Source organism: Providencia sp. AGC89, assembly GCF_053543535.1.
Genome location: NZ_JBIXLP010000009.1, coordinates 1 through 14,119 on the forward strand (window position 1 = coordinate 1; position 14,119 = coordinate 14,119).

At 41.4% G+C, this 14,119-nt stretch carries 16 protein-coding genes; 10 read left to right on the forward strand and 6 right to left on the reverse strand.

The genetic code is table 11. The annotated features are described in order from the left end of the window. On the forward strand, nucleotides 1–1,055 hold a 1,055-nt coding region (locus ACIPUA_RS04575), incomplete at its 5' end, for a nucleotide sugar dehydrogenase (RefSeq protein WP_449059321.1). 201 nt (nucleotides 1,056–1,256) lie between these two features. Then, nucleotides 1,257–1,961 (forward strand): lipopolysaccharide core heptose(II) kinase RfaY, encoded by a 705-nt coding sequence (locus tag ACIPUA_RS04580; protein ID WP_048605683.1) that lies wholly within the window; start codon nucleotides 1,257–1,259, stop codon nucleotides 1,959–1,961. Nucleotides 1,962–1,994: 33 nt separating this feature from the next. Here the strand turns inward: ACIPUA_RS04580 and thiM are convergent, their stop codons facing one another. Beyond that, a complete protein-coding gene (gene thiM, locus ACIPUA_RS04585) occupies nucleotides 1,995–2,771 on the reverse strand; it encodes a hydroxyethylthiazole kinase (protein WP_080972684.1) in 777 nt (258 codons plus the stop codon). A 73-nt stretch (nucleotides 2,772–2,844) separates the two neighbouring features. After that, nucleotides 2,845–4,050, reverse strand: a complete 1,206-nt coding sequence (locus ACIPUA_RS04590) for an ROK family protein (RefSeq protein ID WP_048605685.1) — start codon at nucleotides 4,048–4,050, stop codon at nucleotides 2,845–2,847. A 190-nt stretch (nucleotides 4,051–4,240) separates the two neighbouring features. Between ACIPUA_RS04590 and ACIPUA_RS04595 the strand changes: the two genes are divergently transcribed. From ACIPUA_RS04595 to ACIPUA_RS04605, 3 genes are all read left to right on the forward strand, one after another. Further along, on the forward strand, nucleotides 4,241–5,059 hold the full coding sequence (locus tag ACIPUA_RS04595; protein ID WP_048605686.1) for a purine-nucleoside phosphorylase: 819 nt from the start codon (nucleotides 4,241–4,243) through the stop codon (nucleotides 5,057–5,059). 68 nt (nucleotides 5,060–5,127) lie between these two features. Continuing rightward, on the forward strand, nucleotides 5,128–6,045 hold the full coding sequence (locus ACIPUA_RS04600) for a DMT family transporter (protein WP_048605754.1): 918 nt from the start codon (nucleotides 5,128–5,130) through the stop codon (nucleotides 6,043–6,045). Then, nucleotides 6,042–7,298, forward strand: a complete 1,257-nt coding sequence (locus ACIPUA_RS04605; protein WP_042846746.1) for a nucleoside permease — start codon at nucleotides 6,042–6,044, stop codon at nucleotides 7,296–7,298. The genes ACIPUA_RS04600 and ACIPUA_RS04605 overlap by 4 nt, the downstream gene beginning before the upstream one ends. A gap of 115 nt (nucleotides 7,299–7,413) precedes the next feature. On the opposite strand, the gene ACIPUA_RS04610 is transcribed toward ACIPUA_RS04605, so the two are convergent. Then, nucleotides 7,414–8,277 carry a YicC/YloC family endoribonuclease gene (locus ACIPUA_RS04610; protein WP_042846745.1) on the reverse strand — a complete coding sequence of 288 codons (864 nt, stop codon included), beginning with the start codon at nucleotides 8,275–8,277 and terminating at the stop codon, nucleotides 7,414–7,416. A gap of 122 nt (nucleotides 8,278–8,399) precedes the next feature. Between ACIPUA_RS04610 and rph the strand changes: the two genes are divergently transcribed. Together rph and pyrE are read left to right on the forward strand one after the other, a co-directional pair. Then, on the forward strand, nucleotides 8,400–9,113 hold the full coding sequence (gene rph / locus ACIPUA_RS04615) for a ribonuclease PH (RefSeq protein ID WP_042846744.1): 714 nt from the start codon (nucleotides 8,400–8,402) through the stop codon (nucleotides 9,111–9,113). Between the two features lie 142 nt (nucleotides 9,114–9,255). Beyond that, the gene (gene pyrE, locus ACIPUA_RS04620; RefSeq protein WP_042846743.1) at nucleotides 9,256–9,900 is read left to right on the forward strand and encodes an orotate phosphoribosyltransferase; all 645 of its coding nucleotides are present in this window, start codon (nucleotides 9,256–9,258) and stop codon (nucleotides 9,898–9,900) included. A gap of 50 nt (nucleotides 9,901–9,950) precedes the next feature. Here pyrE and slmA read toward each other — a convergent pair whose 3' ends face one another. The 3 genes from slmA to coaBC all read right to left on the reverse strand — a co-directional run bounded on the left by slmA (nucleotide 9,951) and on the right by coaBC (nucleotide 12,420). Then, entirely contained in the window at nucleotides 9,951–10,550 is a 600-nt protein-coding gene (gene slmA / locus ACIPUA_RS04625) for a nucleoid occlusion factor SlmA (RefSeq protein WP_042846742.1), read from the reverse strand. Nucleotides 10,551–10,766: 216 nt separating this feature from the next. Further along, complete coding sequence (dut, locus tag ACIPUA_RS04630) at nucleotides 10,767–11,222, reverse strand: dUTP diphosphatase (protein WP_449059322.1); 456 nt, start codon at nucleotides 11,220–11,222, stop codon at nucleotides 10,767–10,769. After that, nucleotides 11,209–12,420: a bifunctional phosphopantothenoylcysteine decarboxylase/phosphopantothenate--cysteine ligase CoaBC gene (gene coaBC / locus ACIPUA_RS04635; protein ID WP_048605688.1), complete on the reverse strand. Its 1,212-nt coding sequence runs from the start codon at nucleotides 12,418–12,420 to the stop codon at nucleotides 11,209–11,211. Before coaBC ends, dut begins: the two co-directional genes overlap by 14 nt. 188 nt (nucleotides 12,421–12,608) lie before the next feature. Here coaBC and radC point away from each other — a divergent pair, with 188 nt between their 5' ends. The 3 genes from radC (at nucleotide 12,609) to rpmG (ending at nucleotide 13,942) form a co-directional block, all read left to right on the forward strand. After that, nucleotides 12,609–13,274, forward strand: a complete 666-nt coding sequence (radC, locus tag ACIPUA_RS04640) for a RadC family protein (RefSeq protein WP_042846739.1) — start codon at nucleotides 12,609–12,611, stop codon at nucleotides 13,272–13,274. A 252-nt stretch (nucleotides 13,275–13,526) separates the two neighbouring features. Further along, nucleotides 13,527–13,763, forward strand: a complete 237-nt coding sequence (gene rpmB, locus ACIPUA_RS04645; protein ID WP_042846738.1) for a 50S ribosomal protein L28 — start codon at nucleotides 13,527–13,529, stop codon at nucleotides 13,761–13,763. A gap of 11 nt (nucleotides 13,764–13,774) precedes the next feature. After that, entirely contained in the window at nucleotides 13,775–13,942 is a 168-nt protein-coding gene (gene rpmG, locus ACIPUA_RS04650; protein WP_004924244.1) for a 50S ribosomal protein L33, read from the forward strand. Nucleotides 13,943–14,119 lie beyond the last annotated feature (177 nt).

A 14,119-nucleotide genomic window follows, 5' to 3' on the forward strand; every position in this document is an offset into this window, starting at 1 on the left:
TAAACAATCATCAATCACCGATTGTTGACGCTGAAATTGAGCAATTCTTAACGGAGAAAACGCTCAATTTCCGTGCCACAGAAGATAAAAACGAAGCCTATACGGGCGCGCAGTATGTGATAGTGGCGACGCCAACAGACTACGACCCAAAAACCAATTACTTCAATACTCAATCGGTTGAATCTGTTATTCATGACGTGAATAACATTAACCCCGCAGCGACGATTATTGTGAAATCCACCATTCCTGTGGGCTTTACTGAGCGTTTACGTGAAGAGTTTGGTTACACCAACGTGATTTTCTCCCCTGAATTTTTACGTGAAGGCCGTGCTCTGTGGGATAACTTACACCCTTCCCGCATTGTGGTCGGGGAGCGTTCTGAGCGTGCAAAGGTTTTTGCTGATTTACTGCTAGAAGGTGCAATTAAAAAAGACGTTCCGGTGTTATTTACCGATGGAACCGAAGCCGAAGCCATTAAACTGTTTGCCAATACCTATTTGGCGATGCGAGTGGCGTACTTTAATGAACTCGACACTTATGCAGAAAGCCGTGGCTTAAATGCACGCCAAATCATTGAAGGTGTCTCTTTAGACCCACGTATTGGCAGCCATTATAACAACCCATCATTCGGTTACGGCGGTTATTGTTTACCGAAAGATACCAAACAGCTACTGGCTAATTACGATGACGTGCCAAATAACTTGATTAACGCCATTGTCGAATCCAACCGTACCCGTAAAGACTTTATTTCTGATGCCATTATTGCTAAAGCACCACACAAAGTGGGGGTTTATCGCTTAGTGATGAAAGCGGGCTCTGATAACTTCCGTGCTTCAGCGGTACAAGGTGTGATGAAACGCATCAAAGCCAAGGGCATTGAAGTGGTGGTGTATGAACCTGTTTTAAATGAACCTGAGTTTTTCCGTTCAAAAGTGGTCAATGACTTAGCGGAATTTAAGGCTCAATGTGACATTATTTTAGCCAACCGCATGGTGCCTGAGTTGGAAGACGTAGCGAGTAAAGTCTATACCCGTGACTTGTTTGGTAACGATTAAGCTTATCAACCTGAAATAGATTGGTCATCGAATTGGCCAATCTATGCGTCAAGTCCCCGTATTGTCGCTAAAACCCTATCTATTTTGTGCTAAATGCCACAATTACTCATTTTATTCGCTGATTTTGCAAGAATCGCTAAGAAATGCCTTTTCCCCTTTGCTAGCATCAGCTGATCTACTTAAATAAACTGGCTTTTTGTCATGCAAAAAATAATTAAAAAACAAATGGATAGTTTTACGACTTATCAAAAAGAGGGAACAATCGATTTTTGGCAGGTTATTAATGATTTTATTCAAGGGAAAATTGATGGCAAAAATTTAGGAAGTGGCAATATCGATAGAAGTGTTGCACGTATTAATATTGATGGTCGGAATTTTATTATTAAGTGTGAAAAAGAGCGTGATAAACGCCTTGAAAAGAGAATAATGCGCATTATCTCTGGGCCTTTTTATTCAACCTTATTAAAACGCTTAGTTGTCGCTCAAAATAAAGGCTGTACTGTCACAAATGATATTTACTTTGTGGCTGAAAAAATAAAATGCCGTGAATCAATCGAAACGTGGATTATTGCTGAGTATGTAGAAGGGACAGTACTCTCTGAGCTTGACGATATCACGCCTTACTATGAGGAGATGAAATCGGTCATTCATCAGTTACATCAATACGGGTTATCTTCTAATGATGTCCATACGGGGAATTTTGTTTTAACGGACAATGGATTGAAAGTCATTGATTTATCAGATTATGGTAATTTGTCTATTTGCAAAGCTAATGACTTAATTGCTTTACAACGTTTTTACGGTATCGAACCTGATCACAAAAACCTTATCTATCGATTTATTCGTTTCAGGGATAACTTTCGCCATTGGTCGAGAAAACTTAGAGGAAAGAAAACGCGGTTATAACTTAGCGACTTTATTTTCTTTATCAATAAGTGATTAATTTAGCTGGTAAATGGCATCTAAAAATTCAGGGATAAAACTGCCTGTACCGTGGCACCGTCGTGTCGCTGTTTCTCCTGCTTGTTTCATTAATGCGCATGCTGTTGCAACATGCTGTAAACGGTCGCCAGTTAAGGTACAAAATGCGCCAACAACAGCAGAAAGCGCACACCCAGTGCCAACCACTCGAGTCATTAATGGATGACCCCCTATGACGGCAATCGTTCGCGCCCCATCGGTGATGTAGTCAACTTCGCCGCTAATTGCCACGATTGTAGCCGTTTTTCGCGCTAATAACTGAGCTGCCGGTAGAGCATCACTCGTGGTATTCAGGGAATCAACCCCCCTCCCACCAAGGCTTTCACCGGCTAATGCCATGATTTCGGATGCATTGCCACGAATAGCGGCGGGTTTTAGTGTGAGTAGCTCTTGACAAAATTGTGTCCGAAAACTCAGCGCCCCCACGGCAACAGGGTCTAACACCCACGGCTTATTGGCAGCATTAGCACTCTGTACCGCTAAACGCATAGCATGCTGCCGCGGTGCAGTTAGCGTGCCTACATTGATTAATAACCCACTGGCTATGGCAGCAAATTGCTCCGCTTCTTCGGGCTCAATGACCATGGCGGGGGAACAACCCAAGGCAAGAAGTACATTGGCTGTAAAGGTTTGAACGACATCATTGGTCATGCAGTGGACAAGGGGAGAGGCAGACTTAAGTTGCTGTAATATATTTGATTTTGTTACGTTGTCGATACTTTCAAATTCAGCCATGTGCCCCTCTCGCATAATAGAAACTGTAGAATAACTCATGCAGTTTACAGGTTATAATCATTAATGAAATAGCTTAATAATCAGAAAGATAGTTTTGTATCACCATCCCCCCAGCCCCTTGAGCGACAATTTCATAAGAGTCATTTGCTGGGTAAATACGTGTTTTAATATGCGGGAAAATAGACAGTTTGTCTTCAATGGATTTTTTAGTCACCGCAAAAAAGTGGTTTTTAGGTGTTAATGTGCCCCCGCATACAACGACATCCGCTTGCGTGATCAAAACGGCATTAGCAATCGCAATACCATAATAATAGGCAGCTTCTTCAAGTGCCTCAAGACACAATGCATCATTCAAGGTTAACGCTTTGAAAATAATATGGTAATTAATCTCAGATTCATGATTAACTAATTCATTGATAACTGAGGGCTTTCCTAAGCGAAGTTGTTTTATTATTCGGGTTTTAATCGCAGATAGTGAGCTATACTGCTTTAAACAGCCAAATGACCCACATTCACAGCGTTGGCCATTGATATCAATCGTGGTGTGACCAAATGCTTGGGCGGTACTGATAGGCGCAGGGGCGTAGTGATTATTAATTATGGTGCAGCTGCGGATGTCAGTATCACAAGTAGTGAATAAAAACCTTTGGCTATCAGAGGTATAGCGTAAGCGATATTCAGCAAAAGCCGCAAAGCTGATCCCACTCCCGAGTAATACAAAGCAAGGTACTTTGTCAGTAATATAACGATATAGCTCTTGTATCCGGGCGCTATATTGGTGATAAGGTAGTTTATCGCGCTCTAAAATATGGTCGATAGCAATCCCTATGCCAAGCAAGCTTTCAAGCTTGAGATGGTGTTCCTCAAGCAGGGTGTTAACCTTATTTAGCAGATGATCTAGCATGTTTTCTGCTGTTTCTAAGTGTTCATATTTCACTTTGACCATGCCTAAAATATCCAGCTTTAGGTTTTGTAAAACAATGGTCGAGTAGATATCACTCATTTCAATCCCAACTAAATAACCATCAGCAGGGTTGATGCTATACAGAATGGGTTTACGCCCACCAGTTGATTCTCCGAGTTCTGAGGTCGAAATTAATTGGCATTTACTCAGCTCATCGAGCAGCCTTGCACAGGTGGCAGGCTTCATACTAGCCAATGATGCCAAGGTTTCAGCTCTAATTGGACCATGGTTAAGAATCAACCGATAGAGGACTTTGAGTTTTTGTGTTTTTGAATTTTTTGAGGTGCGAAATTCATTTAATAGTGTATGTAACAAGCGCCCCGCTCCTTTCTATTGCCAACTCTTGCGCTAGAGATTAGCAAATCTACGCATAAAATACTGTTTCGTCCGACACATCATACCGAAATACTTTTTCTTAAAATGAGATTAAGATCGCTGTTCTGTTTTTAAATTGCTTTATGATCGATTTTAACAGTTTTTAGTCGATGTCAATTTGGAGACCGCCATGCATCATACAAAAGATATTTTAGAAAGCTTGAGTTTTATTCAGTCTCGCACAGATATGAAACCTACTGTTGGCATTATTTTAGGGTCAGGATTAGGGCCATTCGCCGACACATTAGAAAATGCGGTGCATATTCCTTATAGTGAAATTCCCCATTTTGCGAAATCAGAGGCGGTTGGTCATGCCAACGAGTTAGTCATAGGGACTATCGCAGGCAAAAATGTTGTTGCTATGAAAGGGCGTTTTCATTATTACGAAGGCTTTTCCCTTGATCAAGTCACTTTCCCTGTGCGTTTAATGAAAGCTCTGGGTGTCGAAAAACTGATTATTACTAATGCTTGCGGTGCAGTGAATACTGAGTTTAACCCAGGCGATCTGATGATTATCACAGACCATATTAATTTGACGGCGAACAACCCATTAATTGGGCCAAATAACCCTGAATTAGGTGTGCGCTTCTTGGATGTTAGCGAAGTCTATAACAAAGAGTTACGTCAAACGATTAAAGATGTTGCCACAGAGCAAGGGGTCAGTGTGCGTGAGGGCGTATATGCATGGTGGACAGGGCCAACTTATGAAACACCTGCCGAAATTCGCATGATCAGAACGTTAGGCGCTGACGCCGTTGGGATGTCTACTGTACCTGAAGCCTTGGTTGCTCACCATTCACAAATTAAAACAGTCGGGATTTCCTGCTTAACCAATATGGCGTGCGGTATTTTAGAACAACCTCTCAGCCATGACGAAGTGATTGAAACGGCAGAAAAAGTCAAAGCAACTTTCTTGAAGTTAGTGACAGGTGTGATTGAACGCTTCTAATTTTTTAAGCTTCTTTTTCTCAAAATAATATAAAGAATGTTGTAAGTATAGGCAGGATGAATATTGAAATGAAACTCAAAGGTTTAATTCTAGTTTCTTTAGGCGCTTGTAGTTATGGCATTCTTTCGACGTTAGTCATTCTAGCTTATCGTGCTGGGTATTCCCTTAATGATGTCATCGGTAGCCAAACGGTACTTGGTGCGATATTACTTTGGTTTTTTGTCGTCGTTGCCGCATGGGTAAAAAGAGTTCGTTTAGTCTGGCCAACGGGTCAGCAGGGGTTGTTGATGTTACTCACGGGGACAACAACAGGCTTAACGGGGCTACTGTATTATGCATCGCTACAGTATTTATCGCCTGCTCTTGGTGTTGTGTTATTTTTGCAATTTACCTGGATGGGGGTAGTAATTAATACGGTAGTGACGCGCCAAATACCGCCTTTCATGACGGTAATTTCTGTTGTCGTCATATTAATCGGAACAGTACTGGCGACAGGGTTACTGAATAGTGAAACGGTGGTGTTTCATTGGCTTGGTGTGTTATTAGGGCTATTAGCCGCATTATCAAATGCTATCCGCGTGTATGTTAGTGGGGCCTTAGCAATAAAAACTGACCCAATGATGCGTTCTGCAATTATGGTAACAGGCGGAGCTATTTTGACATCAATCGTTGTACCACCCACCTTTTTGCTAAGTGCTTCAACGTTTCAATCGTTATTTTTCTCTTATGGATTACCTCTCGCTTTTTTTGGTTCCTTTTTTGGTATGTGGATGTTTGCCAAGGGCACTCCACTTATTGGCACCAGCCTAGCGACCATTGTTAGCTCAATGCAACTTCCCGTTACTATTTTATTGTCTGTAACGGTATTGCATTTACCTCTTGAATTCATTCAGTTTGTTGGTGTTGTCGTCATTCTTATGGGTGTCGCCATTGCTGAGTTGAAAATAAAAACGAATAAATGTAACTCCAAACGGAGCTTCGTATGAATATTAAATCCCGCTTAAAAATCATGCTTTTTCTACAATATTTTGTCTGGGGAAGTTGGTTGATTACACTCGGCTCTTACATGATGAAAACATTGAGTTTCTCAGGTGCAGAAGTCGGTATGGTTTATAGTTCGAAAGGTGTAGCCGCTATTTTAATGCCCGGTATTATCGGGATAATTGCAGATAAATATATTCCAGCAAATCGGCTATATATGATTTGTCATTTGATTGGCGCAGCGGCTTTATTTTATGCAGCTACAGTAACCAACTCGACAGTGATGTTTTGGGTGATGCTGATTAATGCGATGGCTTTCATGCCAACCATTGCGCTTTCGAACAGTATTAGCTACTCATCATTAAGCCAATATCAATTAGACTCGGTCAGTAATTTCCCGCCTATTCGTGTATTTGGTACCATTGGTTTTATTGTGGCGATGTGGAGTATTAGCTTATTGAAATTTGAGCTAAGTAGTATGCAACTTTATATTGCAGGTGGTTGTTCATTACTTTTAGCGCTTTATTCACTAACCTTGCCAAAAATTGATGTCAATAAAAAAGCCATTTCAAGTAGCTGGATCAGTAAGCTAGGTTTAGATGCGCTCGTTTTATTTAAAAAACCGATTATGGCGGTGTTTTTCTTATTCGCTATGTTACTTGGTGCTGTTTTACAAATCACCAATACGTTTGGTAACCCATTCTTGCATGATTTCGGCCTGAACCCGCTATACCAAGATAGCTTAGTTGTTCAGTACCCATCGATATTATTGTCGATTTCTCAGATGGCTGAAGTGTGTTTTATCTTAGCAATTCCCTTCTTCTTAAAACGCTATGGCATTAAAACAGTCATGTTATTGAGTATGTTTGCTTGGACATTAAGGTTTGGTTTCTTTGCGTTTGGTGACCCATCTGCGATTGGCTTAATGTTCTTAATCATGTCAATGATTGTTTATGGCTGTGCGTTTGATTTCTTCAATATTTCAGGGTCTATCTTTATCGAAAGAGAAGTCGACACAAGAATGCGGGCAAGTGCTCAAGGTTTATTTATGACGATGGTGAATGGCGTTGGTGCGTATTTTGGCGCTATTTTAAGTGGGTTAGTTGTCGATTATTATACGGTAGATGGGGTTAAAGATTGGCAAATGATTTGGTTGGTCTTTGCATCTTATACCGTAGTATTAGCGATAATATTCCAATTTACGTTCCATTATCATCACGATAAAAACACTGGCTTGAAAGAAGCCAAAGCCAATTAGTCAAAAGTGGCGTAAACCCCGTTCAATACGAGCGGGGATACCCGGATAAGCTGTTAAAAATTAAGCCAATCAATACAAGTACCAATTGGCTTAATTTTTTAGTTATTGAAGAGGGTTATTCAATATTCTGAATTTGTTCTCTCATTTGCTCAATCAATACTTTTAGCTCGACGGCAGAGTTAGTGACTTCGCTATTGATTGACTTCGACGCTAATGTATTTGATTCACGGTTAAATTCTTGCATCATAAAATCAAGGCGACGACCTGTTGCCTCTTTTTTCTTCAGAATATTACGTGTTTCTTTAACATGTGCTTCTAGGCGATCTAATTCTTCAGAAACATCAATACGCTGGGCTAACAAAATAAGCTCTTGCTCTAAACGGTTGTTATCCACTTGGATTTCCGCTTCTTCAAGCTTGCTGTGCAAGCGGTCACGTTGCCATTGTAAAATTTCAGGCATATGTTGGCGGACTTTAGCTACTTCAACCAGTACACCATCGAGGCGTTGTTCGATTAATGCATGCAGTGACGCGCCTTCAGCTTCACGGCTTTGAATGAAAGCATCAATGGTTTCATCTAAGCCTGCCATTAATTGTTCGCTAATGGCGTCTAAATCTTGCTCACCTGCTGACATCACCCCAGGCCAACGTAAAATTTCCAATGGGTTAATTTCACCTTCATGGCTATAATTTTTTACCCAATTAGCGGCACTAATTAATTGGCGAGCAAGCCCCTCATTAAGAATTAATTCACCACGATTTGCCCCATCTAGCTCAAAACGCAGGTTACATTCCACTTTTCCTCGAGTTAGGCGAGAACGTAAACGCTCACGTATAACCGGTTCAAGGCTTCTAAATTGCTCAGGTAAGCGAATATAGGTTTCTAAATAGCGTTGGTTTACGGAACGCAGCTCCCAGGCCGCACTCCCCCATTCACCCTTGATATCACGGCGGGCAAAAGCGGTCATACTTCGGATCATAATTCGTTCCTATCATCATCAAATTAGGGGGATTATAACGCTATGAGGGATGACAGGATAGGCATTATCGCTTTAAGGACGTATAATGCGTCCCAATTTGAGTTGATAATGGAGATAACACCATGCGCCCAGCAGATAGACAAGCAGACCAAATGCGCCCGATTAATATCACGCGCAACTATACCAAGCATGCAGAAGGCTCTGTTCTTATTGAGTTTGGCGACACTAAGGTGTTATGTAATGCAACTGTTGAAGAAGGCGTTCCACGCTTTTTAAAAGGGCAGGGGCAAGGCTGGGTAACCGCTGAATATGGCATGTTACCGCGAGCAACTAATTCACGTAATCAACGAGAAGCGGCGAGAGGAAAACAAACAGGCCGCACGATGGAAATTCAGCGGTTAATTGCCCGCTCTTTACGAGCTGCGGTTGACTTGAAAAAATTAGGCGAATACACCATAACGCTAGATTGTGATGTGATCCAAGCCGATGGGGGTACTCGTACCGCTGCGATTTCAGGCGCTTGCGTTGCTTTAGTTGATGCTCTGAACAAAATGGTAGAGCAAGGTAAGCTAGCTAAGAGCCCATTAAAATCGATGGTTGCAGCAGTTTCTGTTGGAATTGTTAATCAAGAAGCACTGTGTGATCTTGAATATGTTGAAGACTCCGCCGCAGAAACCGATATGAATGTTGTTATGATGGATGACGGCCGTATGATTGAAGTACAAGGCACCGCAGAAGGTGAACCGTTCAGCCATGAGGAGTTACTCGCATTATTAGCACTTGCTAAAACGGGCTTAGAAACGATTTTTGAAGCTCAGCGAGAAGCGCTGAAATAAGTTAATGATTCGTTAGGCGGCTAAATAGTCGCCTTTTTTATGCTTAGAGATCGACCCTTGTTTTTAAGTACGGTACTTATAACAAATAGTCTCTAATTCGTTTTGTCAGATATTAAACAGTAATCCATGAGGAGAATGACCAATGAAAGCCTATCAGCGCGATTTTATTGAACTTGCCATGAAAAAACAGGTGCTTAAATTTGGTGAGTTTACGCTGAAATCAGGTCGCAAAAGCCCTTATTTTTTTAATGCAGGGCTATTTAATACGGGACGTGATTTGGCACTTGTCGGTCGTTTTTATGCGCAAGCGCTACAAGATAGCGCAATAGAATGTGATGTCATTTTTGGGCCAGCGTATAAAGGTATCCCAATCGCAACGACAACCGCAGTCGCACTAGCAGAACACCATGATATTGATATGCCATATTGCTTTAATCGTAAAGAAGCAAAAGATCATGGCGAAGGGGGCATACTCGTGGGGAGCCCATTACAGGGAAAAGTCGTGGTCGTTGATGATGTGATTACCGCGGGGACCGCTATCCGTGAGTCTATGGAAATTATTAAACAGCATAAAGCGACGTTGAATGGTGTTTTATTGTCCCTTGACCGTCAAGAAAAAGGCAAAAGTGAAATTTCAGCGGTACAGGAAGTTGAACGCGATTATCACTGCAAGGTTTATTCAATCATTACGATGAGTGATTTAATTACCTATCTTTCTGAAAAAGAGGGGATGCAGGAACATTTAGTGGCAATGAAGGCTTACCGAGAACAATACGGAATTGAATAAAAAAATCCCCGCGCCCAATAACGGGCGGGGTGAGTAGTATAAATAATCGGTTATTGTAACTGAGCTAGAATTAAAGGCCAGCGTGCTTCGAACTCCACCGTTGGCCGATAACGAAATTCAGAGCGTACAAAACGTGAGAGCATACCTTCACAAAAGGCTAATAGTTGAGAGGCAAGTAATGACTCATCATGGATAAACCCATGGCCATCACGTATTTTTTTCTCTTTCAACACCTGCCGTAATTGCGATTCAATACGTTCAAACAATTGGTTAATACGGTCTTGTAGCCTATCTTGCTCAAACATTAACGCATGACCAGTCATTATACGCGTTAGCCCTGGGTTTTTCTCTGAAAAGCCTAGAACTAGCGCTAATATTAACTTGATTCTGATAATAGTATCTTTTTCATCATTTAAAATCAGATTGATGCGCGAAACCAGTGAGTCTTCTATAAACCCAATGAGGCTATCGAACATTTTCATTTTACTTGGAAAATGACGATATAGCGCAGCTTCTGACACACCAACGGTGGCCGCAAGTTTTGCCGTTGTAATACGCTGGCTACCATCACTACTTTCTAACATTAACGCAAGAGCTTGTAAGATCTCATCACGCCTGTTACGTTTTTTTGTTGTCGCTTTTTCTGCCATGTCTAATAAGACCCCTGCTAAAACAGCAAAACAAACTATCCAAAATTTTGCTTTTAGTAAAGAGACTTACGCAGCAAAATAGGTTTTAAAAATGTAGAGTTTATAAGCAATTTTGAGCTTTTCCCTGTTGTTGATTATATGACTGATTGTTTTTATTGATAAATATAGAACCTAGTGCCGGTTCTATATAGCATATTAAACATCAGGGGGTTTTATTTATTGACGGCCAGAATGACCAAAGCCACCTGCACCGCGCTCAGTTGCATCAAAATCATCAACAATATTAAATTCAGCTTGAACAACGGGAACAAACACCATTTGTGCCATACGCTCACCAGGTTCAACTGTAAAAGATTTATCGCTACGGTTCCATACAGAGACCATAAGCTGCCCTTGGTAATCGGAGTCAATCAACCCAACTAGATTACCAAGTACTACCCCGTGTTTATGGCCTAAGCCTGAACGAGGTAAAATCACAGCAGCAAGGTTTTCATCTGCTATATGAATAGCTAAACCTGTTGAAATCAATTCTGTTTGACCCGGTGCTAAGTCGATCGGTGCGTCAAGGCATGCACGTAAATCTAAACCGGCAGAGCCTGTAGTTGCATAGGTCGGCAGAGGAAATTCAGTACCGATACGGCTATCAAGAATTTTTAGGTCAATTTTTTTCATAACGTTGAAGTATCTCGTCAAGTAAGTAGTGGCTTAATTCAGTTTTACTGCAATGAGGCAAACGAGTATCACCATTGCTATCAAAAAGGTGTAATGCATTGTTATCGCTATTAAACCCGTTATCCGCAAGGGATACATCATTGGCACAAATTAAATCTAATTGTTTTTGTTGCCGTTTTTGGCGTGCATATTCTTCCACATTTTGGGTTTCTGCTGCAAACCCAACAACATAGGGCCTGTTTTGTTTCAGGTTGCCCACACTCGCTACGATATCTGGGTTTTTGACCAGTGTAATCATAACTTCATCGCCTTGTTTTTTTATTTTATTTTCGGCGATCGTTTTGGCGCGATAATCTGCAACGGCAGCACACCCAATAAAAATATTTTGTTCAGCAATGGTTTGATGCACTTTATCATACATATCTAAACCACTAATGACGTCGATTCGATTAACCCCTGTTGGAGTTTCAAGGTTTACAGGGCCTGCAATTAATGTCACTTCGGCACCACGTTGACTAGCTGCTTGTGCAATAGCAAACCCCATTTTCCCTGAACTGTGATTACTGATAAAACGAACAGGGTCCAATGCTTCACGTGTTGGGCCCGCGGTAATCATCAATTTAATGCCTTGTAAGTCAAGCTTAGGGTTGAAATGTTCAGCTGCGAGACGAACGATTGCTAATGGGTCAAGCATACGGCCTGGGCCAATATCACCACAAGCTTGGTTACCGTCATCCGGCCCCCAAATCATACATTGGCGTTGTTGCAATCTGATTAAATTGTCTTGTGTGGCGCTCGCCCGATACATTTGTTGATTCATGGCTGGCACAACGGCAATAGGAGCTGAAGAGGCGAGACAGACCGTCGTTAGTAAGTCATTTGCCATTCCAGCACTAAGTTTAGCAATTAAATCCGCAGTTGCTGGTGCTAAAATAATTATATCAGCCCATTTAGCCAATTCAATGTGACCCATTGCGGCCTCTGCTGCTGGGTCTAACAGGTCATCAGAAACAGGATGCCCTGAAACAGCTTGCAAAGTTAAAGGGGTAATAAAGGCCTTTGCGCCCTGAGTCATGACGACTCGCACTACTGCACCTTGATCACGCAAGCGACGTGTCAGCTCAGGGATTTTATAGGCAGCGATGCCCCCGCTGATCCCAATAACTACCTGCTTACCTAATAGTGATAGCTGATTCATTATTTTTATCCGATTCGCTCAATGTGGAAGGCATATTACCACATCATCAGTTTAGGTGGCGCGCTCGATTTGACATCAGATTGTTATTTTTGCGAAGCGTTACTCAAACACGGATAGGCAGGCTTGTTAACGTTTTCTAAGCTATATAAAAAGGTTCGAAAAGGGTTTTGGGGCGAAGGAATAAAGGGATGAGAGAACATCAGGAGTTACCACCGAGGGAAAAACTACTTGCATACGGGGCCGCCTCATTATCGGATGCGGAACTATTAGCGATTTTCTTGCGAACAGGAAGCCAAGGGGAACCCGTTTTACAGTTAGCCAAACGTATGATCAAAGAATTTGGTTCCTTATATTTACTCATCCAAGCTGATTACGAAAAGTTGATGCAGTGTAAAGGTATGGGGAACTGTAAATTTACACAGTTACAAGCCATAAGTGAATTGGCTCGTCGTTTTTTTTCTGAGCAATTTTTACATGAAGATGTAATGAGCGGGCCTGAATTATTGAAGTCAAAGTTGTTAGATTTGTTTGCGGGCCGGGAGCGTGAGGTTTTTATTGTTTTGTTTTTAAATAATCAAAATCAAATTATTTGCCATGAAGAAATGTTTAAAGGCACATTAAATAGAGTTGAGGTACATCCGAGGGAAATTATTCGCTTTGCTATTAAAATGAATGCTAGCGCAATTATACTGGCTCATAACCATCCTTCGGGTAATCCTGAACCGAGTATGGCTGATAAACAAGTTACTGAACAAATTCAACAAGCTTGCTCTCTTATGGGCGTGAAATTACTTGACCATTTTGTAGTCGGGCACAAACAATGCGTCTCATTTGTAGAGCGGGGATGGCTATAAAATTATTTTTTTGCCTAAAAAATGACAACTTTCGTTGTGTTGGGCTTGAGTGAAATCGATTGAAAGCGTATACTACGCCACCTTTAAGGATCTTGGGTTTGGCGAGAAGGGCCTATCTCAGTAAATTTTTTACTCAGGTATAAACGGTTTTTTCAGTCAATGAAAGTTTGCTGAGATGGGCTCCTAAGCCTGACGAGGCGGCCATACCCAGAACAAAAAAGCTCGAGCTGATTAGATTTTTGGAGAATAGACATGTCACGAGTCTGCCAAGTTACTGGCAAGCGTCCAATGAGCGGTAACAACCGTTCACACGCATTAAACGCGACCAAACGTCGTTTTTTGCCAAACCTGCACTCTCACCGTTTCTGGGTTGAGTCTGAGAAACGTTTCGTAACACTGCGTGTATCTGCTAAAGGTATGCGTGTGATCGATAAAAAGGGAATTGATGCGGTTCTTGCTGAACTGCGTGCCCGTGGTGAGAAGTACTAAGGAGCTAAAAAATGGCTAAAGGTATTCGCGAGAAAATCAAGCTGGTCTCTTCTGAAGGTACAGGTCATTTCTATACCACTACGAAGAACAAGCGCACAATGCCAGAAAAACTGGAAATGAAAAAATTCGATCCAGTTGTTCGTAAGCATGTGATCTACAAAGAAGCAAAAATCAAGTAATTTTGCTATCTGCGTTAAAAACTCAGCTTCGGCTGAGTTTTTTTTTGCTTAAAAATTGGTTAGTTACGGATATGCGCATTCGAGGCTATGACCATTATTCTGAAAGTAGTAACATAGCTAGTAATTATTGAATTAATAATGATATTCGTTGTCAAATATCTATCGTCTTTTACACAT